Raw genomic sequence first — 17,566 nt, forward strand, 5'->3', positions numbered from 1 at the left:
GGTTGCTGGATGGAGAACGGAGTAAAGTGCACTTTGTTCCTTGAATGGGGCTGGCGTTACGCCGTGGTTACGGCTTGTTTCAACCAAACTTGCTTTCCGCCGGCGTCCGGCGGCGGCGGTTCGGCGGCATCCAGATACATCTTTACCGGAGCCGTGAGCACAAACCACAGGCTGGCGCCAAGCAGGAAGGTGCCTGCCGCCTCGTCGCCGGCGTAGACACAGAAGGGGAAAATGACGGCGGTAAGCAAAACTGTCAGTCGGGTCGCCCATTCGCTCTCACGCTTACGCGTGGCTGTAGCTGCCAGTGCCTGATAGGATCGTATATCGTAATTGCGCCCCATTCGACCCGGCATCAAAAATCGCAATGACGGAACGGAAAGCATGAAGAGCGTGCCGATGGCGAAAGCGTAAATCGGGCCATTCAGCAACAGGCCGCTTGCCGCCATAAGGGCAAGAACAACGATAAGGCTCCATGACGGGCTTAGCGTCTGCGGAGAAAGACCGGTTTGTTTGTGCCACAGCCGCATGGCTGCCGATCCGCCACGAAGCAGCGGAAGATCGATGTAGCGATTGAGCAATTCCATAGTGCGCCCTTCCAATGTCGGCGCAGCCAAACATCAGAAGAATCCGGCACCAGCATGGCAAGACTGAAAATCCGCCGATACAGTTGAGGTTACCCGGCGTTTTCCCATGCGCGGATGGAGGAACGGCCGTTATCGTCGTAGCGGAAACGCGAATAGCCTTTAGTTCCCATGCTATGTGGAATCGAATAATGTCTCTTCTCATCGCGAATGGTCAGAGAGTATTGAGAATGTCTATGCAGCTGATCTACTACAGGCTCAAAAGGGCAATAGCCCTGGGCATTCTGATTGTTTTTCCGGCTGTTGTCTGTGCGTCCTGCTCGACGGGAGATCGAAGTGGCGGTCAATCGGGTTCCGTAGCGGCAAGCAAATCGACAGATCCTGCCGCCGCCAAAAAAGCGGCCGAGCGGCGGCGATGGGCGGAGAGAGTCCAACGAGATAATGAGCTTGCTCCAGGCGGCTCGACACCGGGCTACTACGGCTCTTTCGGTCCTCGTTTCACTTGGTGAGCGATAGAAGGGCGGTCTTCAGAACTTCGTCATGCCTTCTTGCTTTTACACAGTTCCGGACGCAAAACCGCTTCGCACTTTTGCTGGAACTGCTCTAGGTTTGCGTCCTCGTTGCCGAGCCGGCGAGATTCGGGCCTCTCACACCGGGCTCGATCAAGCACGTCAATAGCTGATTAATCCACCCTTCGACCCGACGTGCGATGTTCCGGCTCCAATGGTGTTGGATCCAAGCCTTTCAAAGCCTGGATATCGCCTTGTAATGCGATATGCCACTCCTTATATTTCCGACATCACTCACATAATTGGCCACAGCGGACGGCTGAAGTCGTCGGCGCTCCCGTGCGCAACAGCGCCGGACCGCCATTTCGCCGAATGGCCGGTAAGGAATTTCAATTGAACAAAGCAAATATCCCCGCCGCTCCGGCGGCGATGGAGCCGCGCGACCGCGGTGAACGCATCGAACGACCGGACAAAAACCAGAAGCCATATCCCTGCCTGCTCACGCGCGCCGAATTGAAGGCGATCATAGCCGAGCAGCTCGGTTGAGCGGAACTATCAACGAAACAAGGAGAACGAGAATGCAAGTCATCGTTAGAGACAACAATGTCGAACAGGCCATTCGGGCACTGAAAAAGAAGATGCAGCGTGAAGGTCTGTTCCGCGAGATGAAGGAACATCGGGCCTATGAAAAGCCGTCCGAGCGGCGTGTGCGCGAAAGGGCGCAAGCGATTGCCCGCCAGCGCAAGGCTACTCGCAAGAAGATGCAGCGTGAAGGGCTTCTTCCTTCCTCCAGGCGCCGGGCGGCGGCTCGATAAATCATGGGCACCTACGAAAGGATAACATAATGGAAGAACTGCACAGCATTACGGTTTCGGAGCAGCGGCTGGAAGACTGCCGCGATGCTATTGAGTTCGATCTGCAGGAGCTGATCCGGAGCACGATTGTCTCCGGTTTCTCGGCCGAAGAGGTCCTGATTGCGATCAGCGAACTTGTCGCGGAGGATTTCGCCGCGGTCGCGAAAGTTCCAAGTGTCCATTAAACAGAAGGAGCGGCCATGGGCATTTCAGCGCAAGGAAACCTGTTTGCGGCAGTAGAACCGCCGTTGCCGGAGGGTTTCCGCTACCAAGCCGATATCGTTCCGGAGTCCATCCAGTTGGATCTGCTTCGCGAGATACCGCAATTGCCGCTGAAGCCGTTCGACTTTCATGGCTTCGAAGGTAGGCGACGCGTCGTCTCCTATGGTTGGAAATACGATTACGAGGCGCAGCGTCCGAGGCGCACTGGCGAAATTCCGTCGTTCCTTCTGCCCATGCGTAGCATCGCGGCTGAGTTTGCGGGAATAGCGCCTGATGATCTGCAGCAAGTCCTCGTCACTGAATACGCGCCGGGTGCGCCGATCGGCTGGCATAGGGACAAGAAGGTGTTCGGGCGGGTTGTCGGCATTTCCCTGCTATCGCCTTGTACGTTCAGGCTGAGGCGCCGTGCCGGGGATAAATGGCAGCGCGCCACGCTAATCTGCGAACCCGGTTCCGCTTACGTGCTGTCAGGTCCTGCGCGAAGCGAATGGGAGCATTCCATCCCGCCGGTTGATCGGCTTCGCTATTCGATTACCTTCCGGGAAATCGGTTAGCGCGATGTCGAGCCGCAGTGAGTTGCGGCTGGAAGCGAGCCACTGGACAAGATGGGCCGGCATAGCCGGCCCATCCGCAATCAATCATGGGCGATCGCTGTGGGGGCAGCAGCCGGCGCTTCCTGCCGCCCAAGCCGGTCGGCGACCAGCATCGACAACATCATTTCGACAAGACCGTTGGCGGCACCCTTTTCCCCGGCACCACCGCCGACCTGGATCTGCGGCACGAGAGGCAGCCTGCCGTTCTCGATCGCTTCAGCGAAGCGCATCAGAACCTGCGAATTCAGCTGATAATCCGGCCCGCCGAAGGCTGCGACCTTCTTCTCGGTGGCTTCTGCTTCCGCCAGACCGACTGCGCGCACCTTTTCGGCATCGGCGAGACCTGTGGCCTTGATGCGCTCGGCATCGGCAAGCGCAATCGCCTTGATACGGTCGGCCTCGCCGAGGCCCGCAAGGCGTACCTTCTCGGCCTCCGCCTTGGCGGTGACCTGGATGGTTTCCGCCTGCTGGCGGGTGCGGGCCAGCTGCGCCTTACCTTCGTTCTCGCTGATCTCGATGGTAAGTGCAGAAGTGGTGATCTTGGCCTGTTGTTCGGCAAGCGCTTCCTTCTCGCGCAATGTGCGCTCCTGGACGGCCGCGACTTCCTGCAGCTTATAGGTCTCGACCTTTTCAACGGCGATCTGGCGTTCGCGCAGCTGGATCAGGATTTGCTCTATGCTATTCTGGCCGTTGCTGGCGCGCGGGGTACCGATCAGAACTTCCTGCAGCTCAAGGCTGTAGGAGGCGAACTTCTCGCGCATTTCCTCGCCGGATTTGCGCTGGATTTCGCTGCGTTCCTGCAGGAGCTCTATCAAGGTCTTGGTCTGGGCAATATTCTTGAAATAGGCCGAGACCATTGGATCGAGCGTCTGTTCCACCAGGCGCTTGATATCGCCGAAGCGCTGGACGACGAGCGGTGCCTTCATATAGTCGATATGTACGACGACCGAGAGCGGCAGCACGGGTTCGAACGCGTCCTTGGTGATCAGCGATACTTCGGACAGATTCTCATCCAGCCTGTGCTCGCCGAACTGTTCCTTCGTCCATTTGAGTACGAAGTTGGTGGTCGGTACGATGACGATACTACCGGCATAGGTGTTGAACGCATACTTGCCGGGCAGAAGCGGTGCCGACCAGACGCCGCGCGCGCCGGTCTCCACCAGTTCGCCATGGCGATAGGACTTGCCGGAAATGTCTGCGCCGCGGCGGCCGGTATAAGAGACAACAACACCGACCGTGCCGACATCTATAATCGTCTTGTCGACCAGTTCGACGGTCGCAAAAATGCGATTAAGGAAGTAGCTGCCGTCGGCAAGCACCTGCAATTGACGGCCGCGATAGCCGCCGGCATTGAGAAATTTCTCCGGATCCTGGAAATTGTTATGGAAGTTTGCATCCGTCGGATCGTTGGCAACCGTCGGTGCGATGATCTCGCCGTCGGGCAGGGCCGGACCGTCATGGATGGTTACGATGCCGATCATGTCCTCTGCGTCATGAATGACGACGGGCTCGAAGCCCTCCCGCTCGGTGATCTGCGTCGACATGTCGGCAAACAGTTTCTGTTCCGACGAACTGAGATTGACGGCATAGATCGATTGCGCCGTCAGCACGATGAACTGCGCAAGATTGATGGCATAGGTGCCTTCGCGCAGGATTTTACGCTGCGGGCCTTTCTGTCCGCCTTTGAGGAGAAAGTCGCGCACGTCCTGGAAGTCATCGGCTTCCATGTTCGAGGCAAGCGTCTGGGTGGGCGGCAGCGGCTTGCCGTCACGGGCAAAGACGTAACCGATCTGACCCTGTGGAATGGTCACGAGATTGGCGCGATGCAGGGAATACTGAAACGGCATGAAAAAATGCAGGCCGCCGCGCACGACGTCAGGCTGGAAACCGGCCTCGCCGTTCAGCGCAATGAAACCGTTCTTCACGGAACCGCGAAAGCTCCACAGCTTTTCGAGGATGCCGAGCCTGTCGTTGGGAATATAGCGGATCACGCCGCTCCATCGGAAAACTATCGCGAGCACGATTGCGGCACCGGCGATCTCGATCGCCAGCCATTCCATCGGACTGAGATTGGTGAGGGCTTCCATCTCTTCTCTCCTGTGGGCGCACGGGTTCATCCACCCGACAGCCGCCCGGTTGGCATTGGTTGATAAGACGGGGAGATTGCGCGCCTAAGCACTCGACGCACCAAGGGCGTGTCGAAAGTTTGGGCTGCTCATTGTCTGGAAAAATGACCGCGCGTCTCCAGTCCCCACTGGGGAACTGCGTGGTCGTGAGTAATCTCACATCGGTGTTGCCTTGATAGACATAACGGTAGACCACGTAGGGATTGCGCCTATAGGTTTAAAGATGCTTGGTGCGGAAATCGCATAAGTACTTCCAATGATTCGGCGATTTCGAGCAACCAATCGATCGCAGGCGGGGCTAAAGCAAATTGAAGGGCAAGCCGATTCCGTCCAGCTGGCTAGCCCCTTTTCTCGCAGCGATTCTGCGGTAAGTATTGTGCGGCTGAATTAGCAGGAGCCGACATGGACGAAATAATCGAACAGCTTCTGCACCTTTGTACAACCAGTTCGACGCTTATGGCGGTTTATGACGCCGAGGATCGGTTGCGATATGCGAACCCTGCCTTTCGATCAGCCTATTTTATCGATCCCGATGAAGCACCGCTATGGCCGGATCTGATGCGGCGCAACTTCACACTTGGGCGCGGTACGGTCATTCGCACGGTCGACTTCGACGGATGGCTACGGTCGACGCAGTCACGTCGCGGGAAGATCGGCTATCGAGCCTTCGAGACGGATTTGGTAGACGGTCGCTGGCTTTGGATGACCGAAACCATGCAGAAGAATGGCTGGATGCTGTGCATTGCGAGCGATATAACGACATTGCGTGCCGAAGGCCGAAGCGTCCGGCAAGATCGCGACCAGGCCATCAAGGCTTCTCAAACCGACGAGCTCACAGGGATCGCCAATCGCCGTTTCGTCATGGCGCGAATAGACGATATGCTGGCCGGCGTCAGGAGTGGCGATATCGGATGCCTTGCCGTATTCGATATCGACAATTTCAAACTGATCAACGATAAGCACGGTCACGACGCCGGAGATCTCGTCCTGCGGGATTTTGCACATAGGCTCCATCAATATGTGCGGCGTACCGACTGTTTCGGGCGCGTCGGCGGCGAGGAGTTCGTTCTCGTCATGCCGGGAACAACGCAGCAAGATGCAATCGAACTTATTGAACGGATGTTGACGACGATCCGGTTTTCCCGACCGCTCACAGCTTCGCCGGATTTCGGTTACACTTGCTCGGCCGGCATTGCTGCCTGCCTGGAAACCGACAGTGCGCCAGATTTGTATCGGCGCGCCGATCAGGCTCTCTACGCTGCCAAGCTCAGCGGCCGCGACCGGGTTCGCGCTGCCTGAAGTGTCGATCCACGCTTGCACATCGTTCCACGGTTCCACATGGCGCACCTGTCAGTATCCCTTTACTTTCGCGATAAGCAGTTGAGATAACGGCCGGAACTGGTTATCTGCCGGGCTGTCCAATTCGCGAACAGTAAGGCTATAGCCGTATGGCTCCAAATTTCCTCGTCACGCATTCCGGCGGCTTTCACGCCGACGAAGTGTTGTCCAGCGTCATTCTCACGCAGATTTTCCCTGAAGCACGGCTTGTTCGCAGCAGGGCGCCGGAATGGATCACCCCCGGCGCCGATCGCATCGTCTATGATGTCGGCGGCGCCTATGATGCCGCTGCCGGGATTTTCGACCATCATCAGCGCGGCGCCCCGCAGCGCAACGATGGCCAGCCCTTCAGCTCGTTCGGCTTGATCTGGAAACATTTCGGTCGTGACTATCTGGCCGCGCTCTCTGTTCCGGGCGCCTTCGTCGAGACGGTGCATGCCGCCTTCGATGCAAGCTTCGTGTTGCCGATCGACCTGGTCGACAATGGCGCACTCAGCCCGGATAGCGCCGGTCTGCTGGCGGGATTGACCCTGCCGTCCCTGCTCGAAACATTGAAACCTGTCTTCGACGATCCGGATCCGGAGGCGACCGATCGAGCCTTCCATGCTGCGGTTGCGATCGCCCGCAGTTTTGTCGAAGCAAAGATTACCGGGATCCACGCGAAACTACGCGCTGAAACCCTGGTTCTGAAGGCGATTGCGTCCGCCGGGGATGGCCGTGTTCTCGAGCTGCCGATGGGCATGCCGTTTCGTCCGGCCATCATGAAGGCAGGTGCCGATCACCTCCTGTTCGTGGTTCATCCTCGCGAGGCCGATTGGTGCCTGACGGGAATTCGCCGCGCGGAGGAAGGGTTCGAGTTGCGCGCCGACCTGCCGGAGGCTTGGGCGGGGTTGAGCGGGCGCGATTTGGAAGTGGCGACGGCGGTCGAGGGAGCCAGCTTCTGCCATAACGGCCGTTTTATTGCCGCCGCCAAAACGCGAGAGGCTATACTTGCTCTCGCTAGGTTGGCTGTAGAGGACGTGGAAAAAAGAGCCGATCGAGTCTCGAACTAAGGCTGAACTCGCCATCGGCACATGCCGCAAACGTCGGGAAGAACAAGCGGCTGGTTTCAGCCATGTGCCGGGCCGCTTGCATGCCGAATTGGATCAGCCTCCAGATCTGACGTCGCCAACCACGGCCTGCCACCCGCGAGCGACAGCTCCAGCGCAAGCATCCTCGATGCGATCAAGCATGGCATGGAGCATCTCGCGCTCGTGTTCAGACAGGCTTTCGAGGATGCGTGCCTCCATCGCCTGACCGATCGACACGATCTCGTCGAGCACCTTGTAGCCCTCGGATGTGAGTTCGACGGCCGAAAACCGCCGGTCGCCCGCCCCGGCGTTGCGCCTGGCGAAGCCCAGCGAAACCAGTTGCGCGATACCGCGGCTGACGGCAAATTGATCGAGCGCGCCTGCGTGGCAGATTTCCTTGCTCGAAAGCCCGGGACGGCCACCGGCGATGGCGAGAATTCGCCACGAGGCTTGCGACAGACCGTATCTTGGTCCGTAATAGGAGGCGAGCAGCTCAGCGGTGCTGCTTGCGACCAGAAACATTCGATAGGGTATCCAGCGATCGAGCCGGAAGGCCGGCTTTAATGCCGTCCCATCCTCGCGTTCCTCCGCCAGCCCATTGTCAGCTTGATCGTTTTTTAATTGCATATTGCAGATATATTCCAGCACAATTGTGAAAACAAGCCGCCACGCCGGGCGACAATCAAGCGAGCAGCAACCTGTCCTCGGCGACCTCGCCGCCGCTTACTGCCCCGAACAGGGCGATCAGGTCGGGGACGTCGTAACCTGCCCGTTCATCACCTGCAACATCAAGCACGATGCGCCCGCCACTCATCATGATGGTGCGCTGGCCATAGTCGAGAGCATGGCGCATGCTGTGCGTGACCATCAGCGTGGTGAGATGCTGACGCTCGCTGATCTCCGCCGAAAGTGCCAGGATGCGCGCTGCCGCCTTGGGGTCAAGCGCGGCTGTATGTTCGTCGAGAAGAAGTATCTTCATTGGCAGCAACGTTGCCATCAACAGGCTTACCGCCTGCCGCTGACCGCCGGAAAGTGTGCCAATTCGCGCTCTAAGCTTCGTTTCAAGTCCGAGCCCGAGGCCGGCGAGCTGTTCCTCAAATCGCGAGCGGCCACGTCTCCCGCCAAGCGCAAGGGACAGCCCTCGTCGCCCGGCGCGTGCGGAGGCGAGCGCAAGATTTTCCTCGACGGTCAGAGCCTCACAGGTTCCGATCCGTGGGTCCTGAAATACGCGGCCGATGAATCGCGCCCGCGCCTGGGCAGACAGTCGCGTGACGTCTACGCCATCAATCACGATCCGGCCCTTGTCGGGCGAAATTGCGCCGGCAATGGCCGAAAGCAGTGTGGATTTTCCTGCGCCATTGCTGCCGATCACGGTTACGAACTGGCCATGGGGAATGGCCAGCGAAGCGCCACGCAGCGCCGCTACTTCGAGAGCAGTGCCGGGATTGAACGTGACCGAGATCGTATCGAGTCTCAGCATCATGAGGCTGCTCCTTCTGCTTTCGACGGCTCCGACAGCCGGGTACGCCTGATGCCGGGCAGCTTCTTCAGCCGCGTTTTTGAAATCATCACGGCAACGGCGACCACCAGTGCGGTTACCAGATTGAGATCCTGCGCCTGGATCCCGATCACGCCCCCATCAAGTGCCAGGGCGATGACCAGACGGTAGATCAATGCGCCGAGGATGCAGCCGAGAGTGGCGCGCGCAACCGACCCGGCGCCGACGATTGTCTCGCCGATAATGACGGCGGCAAGACCGGTGACGATGGTGCCGATACCCATGGAGACATCGGCAACACCCTGGCTTTCGGCATACAGCGCTCCGGCAAGGCCAACGAGGCCGTTGGCGAGAGCCATGCCAAGCATGACCATGCGGCCGTTGTCGACGGCCTGCGCCTCGGCCATCTTCGGGTTGGCGCCGGTTGCACGCAAGGCAAGTCCCATGTGCGTCGCGAGGAACCAGTCAACCAGAACCTTTGCGGTCACCACGATGCAGAGGAGCAATATTGTATTGCCCCAGACACCGAGTGCGGCAATCGTGCCGATCCAGGAAAATATGGTGTCGGTGCCGTAGAGCGATATATTCGGTTTGCCCATGATGCGCAGGTTGATCGAAAACAGCGCGACCATGGTCAGGATACCCGCCAGCAGGTTCATGATCTTCAATCGAACCGACAGAAATGCCGTTACGAAGCCGGCGACCGCGCCCGCCGCAAATCCGAGGAGTGTTGCGACCATAGGCGGCACGCCGGCCATAATCGCGGATGCTGCGACTGCAGCGCCTAGCGGAAAGCTGCCATCGACAGTCAGATCCGGAAAATCGAGCACCCGAAACGAAAGATAGACGCCAAGGGCCACGAGGGCAAACAGCAGGCCTGCCTCGCAGGCGCCGGAAAGGGCAATCAGGCTCATTGTGCGATCACCTTTGCTGCGCTTTGCGTCGTGGCCTCGGACAGAGTAACGCCCATCTTCTTGGCCGAGACGAGATTGAGGTAGAGATCCTCGCTGTCCAGAGTTCCAACCGGGATGTCGGCGGGCTTTGCGCCGTTCAGAACTTTGGCGGCGATCTCGCCCGTCAGCCGCCCGAGCTTATAGTAATTGAAGCCAAGCGCAGCCATTGCGCCGCGTTCGACGGAGTTGGTGTCACTGGCATAGACCGGAATCTTTGCATCGACGCCGACCTTGACCACGCTTTCGACGGCCGAAACCACCGTACTGTCGGTCGGCAGCAGGATGACGTCGGCCTTGCCGACTAGGCTACGGGCAGCATCCGGCACGGCGGCCGACTGCGCTGCCGTCGCCTCGACGATACTCATGCCGAATTTCGCTGCTGCCGCCTTCATGTCCGCCACCTGTGCGACGGAGTTGGCCTCGCCGGCATTGTAGAGAACGCCGACCTTCGTTGCCGTTGGCGTCAGTTTGTGGATCAGTTCAAAGGTCAGATTTAGGGGTTGCTTGTCGCTGGTGCCGGTGAGCGTACCGTCTGGCTGCGAAAAGCTCTTGACCAGTTTTGCTGCAACAGGATCCGTCACTGCGGAAAACACGATCGGGATTGCCCCTTTCGCCGCCGCCTGACAGGCCTGAGCCGACGGCGTCGAGATGGCAACGATCAGGTCCGGTGCCTTGCCGGCAAAAGTTTTGGCGATCTGCGTTTGTGTCGGCATGCTGCCTTGAGCGCTGGCGACATCGAGCGTGATGGTTTTGCCGTCAACGAAGCCGGCATCCGCCAGCGCATCGACGATCCCTTTGCGGGCCGCATCGATGGCCGGGTGTTCGACGATATAGGTCAGGGCAACCGTCTTGTCGGCCGCAAATGCGGTCGCTGTGGGCAGCGGCATCAGCAATGCTGAGAGGGCGAGGGCGTGAAACAGAGCAGTTCTACGGCGCATGGGAATGATCTCCTCGGAAGGGTTTTCGGAAAATTCGTTCAAGCGGCTGCGAAGGTTTGCGGGCGGGATGAGGCGAGCTCGCCAGGTGTCGCCACCCTTTCGGTCCGGATCAAGGGCGGCGGCAGCCGGAGCTTTGCAGGGCCGATATCGGCGATGGTCGGTGAACCCGTCATCGCCTGGGCGACATCGAGTTCTGCAGCGAGGATGCTCAAAGCGCGGGAGACCGCTTCCTCTCCACCGCTCGCAAGCGCGTAGAGCGTTGCACGGCCGAGCTGCACAGCCGTGGCGCCGAGGGCAAGGGCCTTGATGACGTCGGTGCCGCTGCGAAATCCGCTATCGACGAGAATGGCCAGCCGACCGGCCACCGCGGCAGCGAATTCCGGCAGCATATCGATACTTGCAACGGCTCCATCGAGCTGCCGGCCGCCATGATTGCTGACCACGATACCGTCCAGTCCCAATTCGGCTGCCCTTGCCCCCTGCACTGGATCGAGTAACCCCTTAAGGATCAAAGGGCCTTTCCAGCGATCGCGTATGAAGGCGATATCGTCCCAGGATACGGTCGGATCGAGCTGCTGTTCCATCACCTCGGCGATGGTGGCGGCGGACCTGAGGTCGAACTCGGCCGCCATGACCTCCAGCCTCGGTGCACCGGCACGCGCCATCCGCAATGCCCAGCCGGGATGGGTGGCAAGGCTCAGGAGCTTCTTTGGCGTCCAGCGGAACGGCAGTGAAAAGCCATTGCGGGCATCGCGCAGCCGCCTGCCGGGAATGGCGTTGTCGACGGTGATCTCGATTGCTTCGAAGCCCAAGGCCTGGGCGTGCTGCAACAGTCTAAGGCTCACCTCGCGGTCCCGGAACAGGTAGAGCTGAAACCACTTCCTTCCCTCACCGGCGGCTGCCACGGCTTCCATGGACGCGCTGGCCGCCGAACTCATGACAAAGGGGATTCCCGCTTGTGCGGCTGCCCGGGCCAATGCCTGGTCGCCCGCGGGCCATGCAGCACCCGCCAGCCCGGTCGGTCCGATGATGATCGGCATTGAGAGCGGTTTGCCGAAGAGCGAGATGGCCGCCGAGCGGTGGCCAACATCGACCGGCGCAGAGCCGACGAGACGGATCCGATCCAGTGCAGCCCTGTTTTCGCGCAATGTGAGTTCCGAGCCGGCGCCGCCGTCGAAAAAATCAAAGACCATTTTCGGCAATGCGCGTTGCGCGGCGATTCTGAAGTCGGCGATGGAGGCCGGACCATGCTGGCTGGACATGAATATTCTATTCCCTCCCTGGTTTATGGATCTTGCTCAATTGAACGGCGGTGCCTCGGCGAGATTGAAAATCTTGCCTGGATTCATGATGTTGTGAGGGTCGACGGCACGTTTGATCGCGGCCATCACTCGAATGGCGGGACCATGCTCTGCGACGAGCGCGGCCATCTTGCCGTGGCCGATCCCATGCTCGCCGGTCGATGTCCCCTGCAGCGCGATTGCGCGGGCCGCAAGACGTTTGGTCAGGGTTTCGACGCGCTGACGCTCATCGGGATCGGCGGGATCGAATAGGACGCAAAGATGGAAATTTCCGTCCCCCACATGGCCGCAGATCGGTGCGAGAAGACCGAGGTCTCGCACATCGGCCTTGGCAGCAAGAATTGCCTCGACCAGCCGGGATACCGGCACGCAGCTATCTGTCGGCAGGGCGCTTGCGCCCGGGCGCAGCGCAAGGTTGGCCCACCAAATATCATGACGTGCCTGCCAGAGCCTGCCTCGGGCCTCCGCCGATACTGCGGTATCAAACCGGCTGGCGCCAGCGGCATGTGCCTCCGCTTCTATGAACAGCAACCCGGCCTCGACCGCTGCGCGACTACCGTGCAGTTCGATAAAAAGCGTCGGCTCGACCGGCAAGGAGAGTTTTGAATAGCTGTTGACGGCCTCGATCTGCAGTTCATCGAGCAGTTCGATACGTGCCAAAGTGTCGGTGAGCCTGGTTGCAACAAGCACGAAGCCGACCGCTTGTTCCAGTGTGGAGAAACTCGCCGAAATCGCAACGACGTGGTCCGGAATTGGGTGCAATTTAACAGTTACGTCGGTCACGATGCCGAGCGTGCCTTCCGATCCCACCCATAGACGTGTCAGATCATAGCCCGCGGCCGATTTGCGGGCATGGCTTGCGGTGCGGATCCGATCGCCATTGGGCAGAACGACACCGAGTGAAACGACATTGTCCTTCATCGTGCCATACCGCATGGCATTCGTACCGGAGGCGCGCGTCGAAGCCATTCCGCCAAGTGAGGCATCCGCGCCGGGATCGACGGGAAAGAACAGTCCGGTATCGCGCAGTTCGGCGTTCAGGCGCTTGCGGGTGACGCCTGCCTCGACCGTCGCCGTCATATCGTCCGGTTGAATCGTCAAAATTCGATCCAGCCGCGAGAGATCGATGCATATTCCACCCATAAGGGCGGCAACATGACCCTCACAGGAGGTGCCGGTTCCAAACGGGATTACCGGCACATCGAAGGCGTGGCAGGTCGCGACGATGCGTGATACCTCATCCGCCGTATCCGGGAAGACGACCGCATCCGGCGGATAGGAGGGATGCCAGCTCACATCATGGCCATGCTGATCACGCACGGCCGTCGCCGTTGTCAGCCGCTCGCCAAAATGCAGCTTCAATTTCGCGATTGCCGCATCGACAAGATCGCCATGGCGTCCGTAGTGGTTTACCGCAGACGTCATCGCTCGGCCTCCTGCTGGCCATCAGACCATCGAAAGGCGGCTGGAGGCTTGGTCCCCCATGACGAGAGATTTTCCTCACTGCGGTTGCGCAGGTGGCGGCTTGCCATCGGGAATGTCCCAAGCACGACCAGCTCGCGAGCATGATGGGCGAGAATATCGAGTGCATCGGCCACCTCCGGTGCGGCTGGATCGCCCTCGAACTCGCAAAGGAAGCGGGATGGCACGAACTGTCCGCCGACAAGATAGCTTTCGATCTTGGTCATGTTGATGCCGTTTTCGGCAAATCCGGCAATGGCATGGTAGAGGCAGCCCGGCCGGTTCTGGGTGCGGAAGACGATCGTCGTCAGAAGCTGTGTTTTTTGCTCGACCGCTTGAGGTTCGGCAGACAGCACGTAGAACCGTGTCGTGTTATGCGGATCGTCTTCGACATTGCGTTTGAGGATATCCAATCCATAAAGGTCGGCTGCGACATCCGAGGCAATTGCGGCCTCGCTCGGATCCTTGCAAGATGCCACCAGCTCGGCGGCGTGCGATGTCGTCGGAGCGGCAATGGCCTCTAGGTCGAGCGCCGCAATTAGCCGGCTGACCTGACCAAGTGCGACGGGGTGCGAACGCACGCGCCTGATGCTTGCAAGCGATGCGCCTGGCGGCGCCATGAGGCAATGTTCGACGCGCTGAAAATGCTCGCCGACGATGTGCAAACCACTGTCGGGCACGATCCTGTGCACATCCGGCACCCGCCCGACCAAGCTGTTTTCGCATGGCAGGAGGATCCGGTCGACTTCACCGCGGACGGTGCTGGCAATCGTGGTCTCCAGGCTCGGCAGGGCGATGCGGTCGGCGGATGGGAACGCCATCCTGCAGGCAACATCCGCAAATGCACCGGGCCGACCATTATAGCCGACCTTATGGACCGCAAGCTCCGAGCCAAGTTTCGTGGCAACCGGAGGCAATGTACTTGTATGCGGATCGAAAGGGATCGCGGGGCGAGGGGCCGTGGATCCACGGTTTGCGGCGGTCGATGTCATAGGCGAACTCCGAAGGAAATTTGCGCATGCCAGGTCACGCCGCGGGCAGGATTGTCCCGTCCCGCGTCGAGCGCCTGTGATCGCTCATCCATGATTAATTTGCGGTCGGCAGCCTTGTCGTTTCCATCACTGTCATCGGCCACAGCAGGGCGATGCCGTTGCCGTCGGAAACGATGTCAAGATGGCGTTCTGCTGCAACAAGGCAGTCGTCGTCGGTGAAGATCTCGGTTGCCGAGAACAGCAATCGCAGAAAATGTCCGAGATCTGCCTTGGTGTCGAAGCGCCAGCGGGTGGTGACATCGGTAAATTGGGGCTTATCCCATCCGGTCAGAGCGCACAGGCTGGTGGCAAATTCCCGCGAGAGGAAAGAGACCTCGTGGCCGGTGCAGCAACTCAGGGCGATAAAATCGTCGAAATAGGCGGCAAGCCGCGTTCCGGCGAAGATGTCGGCAACTACCAGCTTGCCGCCGGGGCGCATATGGGCTGCGATAGCCGTCCAAGCCGCTGTCTTGTCGGAAATATGGTGGACGGCGCCGCGCGACCAGGCCATGTCAAAATCGCGGATCGGCAGGTCGAGCATGTGCGCTGCCTGACCGAAGACTCTGATCCGGCCGCCACTTTCGATTTCGAGATCCTCAAGTTGTTCGGTGGACGGATCGGTTGCGACCAGTAAGCCTGTAGGGCCTACATCTTCGGCGATCGCTCGGCTGAAATGACCGTTGCCGGCGCCGATTTCCAAGACGCGTCGGCCGTCGACCGGCTGCAGGAAGCGGCGCATGGCGGCAATATCGTCAAGCCAGGCATCGGGAAAGAGGTGGAGTGCATCGCGGTAGGTCGCCGAGCGGCGGCCTGAAAAGACGACCTCAGATTCAATCGGTGTCGAGGACATATACATGAACATATGCCTTCCAAAATTGTTGCGGTTCGGACATCTCCCTAGATTCTAGTTATGCGGGTAATCGCGATGCGATTTACCTCTTATGATTAAAACTACAACATAGATTTGCTAGGAAATCAATTGCTATTTGCAAGTAATTTAGACATGCATAAGCTTTGTGCAATCGATCTATTTGGAGGCAGTTTTGCCCGAGACAATTGCTGTCTGAAGAGGATATTCTCCCCGACTGGAATAGCCCTATCCCGGATTTCGCAGGGGCCGCTAAGCTATAGCCGGTCATGATCCCAATGCTTGCCAACGCACAGCCGGGTACGATCCTGATCTCAAATGATTGTTAACGGTCCGGCTTCAGGCATTAAGGATCAGGATATTGCCCAGAATGATCGTTGCGCCACCGAGGGCGAGACGTGTATCGACGCGCAGCCCTTCGAATATGACGGAAATTGTCATAGCAACAATGGGAACAACGGTTAGCGCATAAGCCGCGCGGGCTGGGCCGACCTTTTCAATCAGCGTGAAATACATGAGAAAGGTGACGCAGGAGGCGACAATTGCGAGATAGGCAAGCTGTGCCAGATAGCTGGTTGTTACAGGTATTGTCAGGGACGTGCCGACAACCACAGCCCAGGCGAACCCGAAGCCGCATCCGCACAATGCGCCCCAACCCATGAGGACTGGGATGGGCACGCCCCGCCGCTGGTTGCGCGCAGCGATCGCCGTCCCTGCGCCGGTCGCTATCGCGGCAATGGCGGCCCATACGAAGCCTTTCAGGGTTTGCGGGTTGAGATGCAAGGCAAAGATCTGTGGGGCGGCTACGATGCCGAGGCCCAGTAGACCAAAAATTATGCCGATCGCGGCGCGGCGGCTTATTCGTAGATCCAGCAGAAACCGGCTGGCTACCGCGGCGAAAAGCGAGGAACTCGACAGCACCAGAGCTGCGATCCCGCTCGGTATACCTTGCGTCGCCTTGTAAAAGGCGATGAAAGCAAGCCCGAAAAACAATATGCCCTGCATTGCCACCCAAGAGCGGTCGCCGCGCATAATTGTGATCGGTTTGCCGGTTGCGATCGAAAAGCCGAGCATGCCTGACCCAACAAGAAACATGCGAATGGCGACCGATAGCTCAGGTGCGGAAGCACTTGCCTGAAGGGACGTCACAATGGCGCCCGACCCCCAAAAAAGCACAGTCGCAAGAAACAGGGCTGCGGTCATCTCACATCCTTTGTGGCCAGACGGTAATCCAGGCAAGCGGCGAGTTCAGCACAAGGTGCACAGGGCTCGGAGCGTAATGTCAACTATTTACTTGCAAAACGCAATTATTATTAACTTGCGTCCGCGATGTCGCTGCTGCGCCGGTTTCTGCGATGGCGATTGCCGACGGTTTGGGATCTTGGTTGATGGATCGCGCAATGTTTGAGCGTGGCAGGTGGAACGACTTGCGCCGCCTGCCCGTCATATCAGGTAGGCGCCAGCAGTATCTTCGGGTTCAAAACGCCGCTAGCGTAATTGAGGCACGGGTGAAAATCTGACAAGCTGGACGGCATGAAGTCGAAAAAGCAAGGCGGAAAGCCTGCATCACCCAAACCGAAACACTTACTGCAGCAGCTTGCGCGGACGCCGGAGAAGCTGTTTTCAAGTGCTTTCCGCAATCAGTATGGCGCTCTTTGTTTCCGCTACAAGGGTGATGAAGGCGAAATCGAGATATTGGTGATTACGTCACGCGAGAGCGGCCGTTGGATTGTACCGAAAGGTTGGCCAATGAAAGGCAAGGAGCCTCACGAAGCGGCTGCGATCGAAGCCTGGGAGGAGGCGGGCGTTCGTGGCAAGGTAAGGAAGGTGCCGTTTGGCCGGTACACCTATCTTAAAGAACTCCCTGACGGAAAAGTCGCGCCCTGCGTCGTCGACATGTTCCAAATCGAAGTGAAGGAGGTCGGGGCGGAGTTCAAGGAGCGAGGACAGCGCCGGATTGATTGGGTCAGCCCCGACGAGGCGGCACGCCGCGTGCGTGAAATCGAGCTTAAATCATTGCTCGTCAACTTTAAGCCTCAGCGCAAATAATCACTTGTACGATCCTATCTGCTTAGCTGGAAGAATAATGGAGCGAAAGCGGTCAGACGCGGCCAGTGATTGGCATCCGGCCTTTGCGGCGTTTCGATACCCACCGAATTCCGGTTCATCTTGGCAAGAGTGTCACTCGTCATCAGACTAAGGTCCGTGTTCAACGCGGGTCTA

The 17,566-nt window shown here is 59.0% G+C and carries 18 protein-coding genes; 7 read left to right on the top strand and 11 right to left on the bottom strand.

Translation table 11 applies throughout. The annotated features are described in order from the left end of the window. Nucleotides 1-56: 56 nt before the first annotated feature. A complete protein-coding gene (locus ACK83U_RS22995) occupies nucleotides 57-584 on the bottom strand; it encodes a hypothetical protein (RefSeq protein ID WP_112609016.1) in 528 nt (175 codons plus the stop codon). An 899-nt stretch (nucleotides 585-1,483) separates the two neighbouring features. Between ACK83U_RS22995 and ACK83U_RS23000 the strand changes: the two genes are divergently transcribed. Genes ACK83U_RS23000 through ACK83U_RS23015 form a run of 4 tightly spaced genes read left to right on the top strand, consistent with a single transcriptional unit; the run spans nucleotide 1,484 to nucleotide 2,720 of the window. Next, nucleotides 1,484-1,636 (top strand): hypothetical protein, encoded by a 153-nt coding sequence (locus ACK83U_RS23000; protein ID WP_183711731.1) that lies wholly within the window; start codon nucleotides 1,484-1,486, stop codon nucleotides 1,634-1,636. Nucleotides 1,637-1,668: 32 nt separating this feature from the next. Then, complete coding sequence (rpsU, locus tag ACK83U_RS23005; RefSeq protein WP_112609018.1) at nucleotides 1,669-1,905, top strand: 30S ribosomal protein S21; 237 nt, start codon at nucleotides 1,669-1,671, stop codon at nucleotides 1,903-1,905. Nucleotides 1,906-1,934: 29 nt separating this feature from the next. Then, nucleotides 1,935-2,129, top strand: a complete 195-nt coding sequence (locus ACK83U_RS23010) for a hypothetical protein (protein ID WP_015343205.1) — start codon at nucleotides 1,935-1,937, stop codon at nucleotides 2,127-2,129. Nucleotides 2,130-2,144: 15 nt separating this feature from the next. Continuing rightward, the gene (locus tag ACK83U_RS23015; RefSeq protein ID WP_112609020.1) at nucleotides 2,145-2,720 is read left to right on the top strand and encodes an alpha-ketoglutarate-dependent dioxygenase AlkB family protein; all 576 of its coding nucleotides are present in this window, start codon (nucleotides 2,145-2,147) and stop codon (nucleotides 2,718-2,720) included. Nucleotides 2,721-2,800: 80 nt separating this feature from the next. Here ACK83U_RS23015 and ACK83U_RS23020 read toward each other — a convergent pair whose 3' ends face one another. Further along, entirely contained in the window at nucleotides 2,801-4,846 is a 2,046-nt protein-coding gene (locus ACK83U_RS23020) for a flotillin family protein (RefSeq protein WP_112609022.1), read from the bottom strand. Between the two features lie 441 nt (nucleotides 4,847-5,287). Here ACK83U_RS23020 and ACK83U_RS23025 point away from each other — a divergent pair, with 441 nt between their 5' ends. Further along, nucleotides 5,288-6,184: a GGDEF domain-containing protein gene (locus ACK83U_RS23025; protein ID WP_112609024.1), complete on the top strand. Its 897-nt coding sequence runs from the start codon at nucleotides 5,288-5,290 to the stop codon at nucleotides 6,182-6,184. Nucleotides 6,185-6,333: 149 nt separating this feature from the next. Beyond that, complete coding sequence (locus ACK83U_RS23030) at nucleotides 6,334-7,275, top strand: MYG1 family protein (RefSeq protein WP_112609026.1); 942 nt, start codon at nucleotides 6,334-6,336, stop codon at nucleotides 7,273-7,275. Nucleotides 7,276-7,368: 93 nt separating this feature from the next. Here the strand turns inward: ACK83U_RS23030 and ACK83U_RS23035 are convergent, their stop codons facing one another. The 9 genes from ACK83U_RS23035 to ACK83U_RS23075 form a co-directional block, all read right to left on the bottom strand. After that, nucleotides 7,369-7,920, bottom strand: a complete 552-nt coding sequence (locus ACK83U_RS23035) for a MarR family winged helix-turn-helix transcriptional regulator (protein WP_112337722.1) — start codon at nucleotides 7,918-7,920, stop codon at nucleotides 7,369-7,371. 55 nt (nucleotides 7,921-7,975) lie between these two features. Further along, entirely contained in the window at nucleotides 7,976-8,773 is a 798-nt protein-coding gene (locus tag ACK83U_RS23040) for an ABC transporter ATP-binding protein (RefSeq protein WP_162708064.1), read from the bottom strand. After that, complete coding sequence (locus ACK83U_RS23045; RefSeq protein ID WP_112609030.1) at nucleotides 8,773-9,705, bottom strand: ABC transporter permease subunit; 933 nt, start codon at nucleotides 9,703-9,705, stop codon at nucleotides 8,773-8,775. Before ACK83U_RS23045 ends, ACK83U_RS23040 begins: the two co-directional genes overlap by 1 nt. Next, nucleotides 9,702-10,682 carry an ABC transporter substrate-binding protein gene (locus ACK83U_RS23050; RefSeq protein WP_162708061.1) on the bottom strand — a complete coding sequence of 327 codons (981 nt, stop codon included), beginning with the start codon at nucleotides 10,680-10,682 and terminating at the stop codon, nucleotides 9,702-9,704. Before ACK83U_RS23050 ends, ACK83U_RS23045 begins: the two co-directional genes overlap by 4 nt. A gap of 38 nt (nucleotides 10,683-10,720) precedes the next feature. After that, complete coding sequence (locus ACK83U_RS23055) at nucleotides 10,721-11,944, bottom strand: alpha-hydroxy acid oxidase (protein WP_112609034.1); 1,224 nt, start codon at nucleotides 11,942-11,944, stop codon at nucleotides 10,721-10,723. Between the two features lie 36 nt (nucleotides 11,945-11,980). Then, nucleotides 11,981-13,408, bottom strand: coding sequence for an FAD-linked oxidase C-terminal domain-containing protein (locus ACK83U_RS23060; protein ID WP_112609036.1), 1,428 nt, complete (start codon nucleotides 13,406-13,408; stop codon nucleotides 11,981-11,983). Next, nucleotides 13,405-14,265, bottom strand: a complete 861-nt coding sequence (locus ACK83U_RS23065) for a prephenate dehydratase domain-containing protein (RefSeq protein WP_246779911.1) — start codon at nucleotides 14,263-14,265, stop codon at nucleotides 13,405-13,407. The genes ACK83U_RS23060 and ACK83U_RS23065 overlap by 4 nt, the downstream gene beginning before the upstream one ends. 265 nt (nucleotides 14,266-14,530) lie before the next feature. After that, nucleotides 14,531-15,331 carry a class I SAM-dependent methyltransferase gene (locus ACK83U_RS23070; RefSeq protein WP_246699022.1) on the bottom strand — a complete coding sequence of 267 codons (801 nt, stop codon included), beginning with the start codon at nucleotides 15,329-15,331 and terminating at the stop codon, nucleotides 14,531-14,533. Nucleotides 15,332-15,682: 351 nt separating this feature from the next. Next, on the bottom strand, nucleotides 15,683-16,546 hold the full coding sequence (locus ACK83U_RS23075; protein ID WP_112609040.1) for a DMT family transporter: 864 nt from the start codon (nucleotides 16,544-16,546) through the stop codon (nucleotides 15,683-15,685). 330 nt (nucleotides 16,547-16,876) lie between these two features. Here ACK83U_RS23075 and ACK83U_RS23080 point away from each other — a divergent pair, with 330 nt between their 5' ends. After that, nucleotides 16,877-17,392: an NUDIX hydrolase gene (locus ACK83U_RS23080; RefSeq protein ID WP_112337713.1), complete on the top strand. Its 516-nt coding sequence runs from the start codon at nucleotides 16,877-16,879 to the stop codon at nucleotides 17,390-17,392. Nucleotides 17,393-17,566 lie beyond the last annotated feature (174 nt).

The organism is Rhizobium sp. WW22, from assembly GCF_047041135.1.
GTDB lineage: Bacteria > Pseudomonadota > Alphaproteobacteria > Rhizobiales > Rhizobiaceae > Rhizobium.

Bases quoted from the DNA above. Each gene is read 5' to 3' on its own strand.
- ACK83U_RS22995 (WP_112609016.1), bottom strand. From the start codon at position 584: ATGGAATTGCTCAATCGCTACATCGATCTTCCGCTGCTTCGTGGCGGA.
- rpsU (WP_112609018.1), top strand. From the start codon at position 1,669: ATGCAAGTCATCGTTAGAGACAACAATGTCGAACAGGCCATTCGGGCA.
- ACK83U_RS23010 (WP_015343205.1), top strand. From the start codon at position 1,935: ATGGAAGAACTGCACAGCATTACGGTTTCGGAGCAGCGGCTGGAAGAC.
- ACK83U_RS23015 (WP_112609020.1), top strand. From the start codon at position 2,145: ATGGGCATTTCAGCGCAAGGAAACCTGTTTGCGGCAGTAGAACCGCCG.
- ACK83U_RS23020 (WP_112609022.1), bottom strand. From the start codon at position 4,846: ATGGAAGCCCTCACCAATCTCAGTCCGATGGAATGGCTGGCGATCGAG.
- ACK83U_RS23025 (WP_112609024.1), top strand. From the start codon at position 5,288: ATGGACGAAATAATCGAACAGCTTCTGCACCTTTGTACAACCAGTTCG.
- ACK83U_RS23030 (WP_112609026.1), top strand. From the start codon at position 6,334: ATGGCTCCAAATTTCCTCGTCACGCATTCCGGCGGCTTTCACGCCGAC.
- ACK83U_RS23035 (WP_112337722.1), bottom strand. From the start codon at position 7,920: ATGCAATTAAAAAACGATCAAGCTGACAATGGGCTGGCGGAGGAACGC.
- ACK83U_RS23040 (WP_162708064.1), bottom strand. From the start codon at position 8,773: ATGCTGAGACTCGATACGATCTCGGTCACGTTCAATCCCGGCACTGCT.
- ACK83U_RS23045 (WP_112609030.1), bottom strand. From the start codon at position 9,705: ATGAGCCTGATTGCCCTTTCCGGCGCCTGCGAGGCAGGCCTGCTGTTT.
- ACK83U_RS23050 (WP_162708061.1), bottom strand. From the start codon at position 10,682: ATGCGCCGTAGAACTGCTCTGTTTCACGCCCTCGCCCTCTCAGCATTG.
- ACK83U_RS23055 (WP_112609034.1), bottom strand. From the start codon at position 11,944: ATGTCCAGCCAGCATGGTCCGGCCTCCATCGCCGACTTCAGAATCGCC.
- ACK83U_RS23060 (WP_112609036.1), bottom strand. From the start codon at position 13,408: ATGACGTCTGCGGTAAACCACTACGGACGCCATGGCGATCTTGTCGAT.
- ACK83U_RS23065 (WP_246779911.1), bottom strand. From the start codon at position 14,265: ATGGCGTTCCCATCCGCCGACCGCATCGCCCTGCCGAGCCTGGAGACC.
- ACK83U_RS23070 (WP_246699022.1), bottom strand. From the start codon at position 15,331: ATGTATATGTCCTCGACACCGATTGAATCTGAGGTCGTCTTTTCAGGC.
- ACK83U_RS23075 (WP_112609040.1), bottom strand. From the start codon at position 16,546: ATGACCGCAGCCCTGTTTCTTGCGACTGTGCTTTTTTGGGGGTCGGGC.
- ACK83U_RS23080 (WP_112337713.1), top strand. From the start codon at position 16,877: ATGAAGTCGAAAAAGCAAGGCGGAAAGCCTGCATCACCCAAACCGAAA.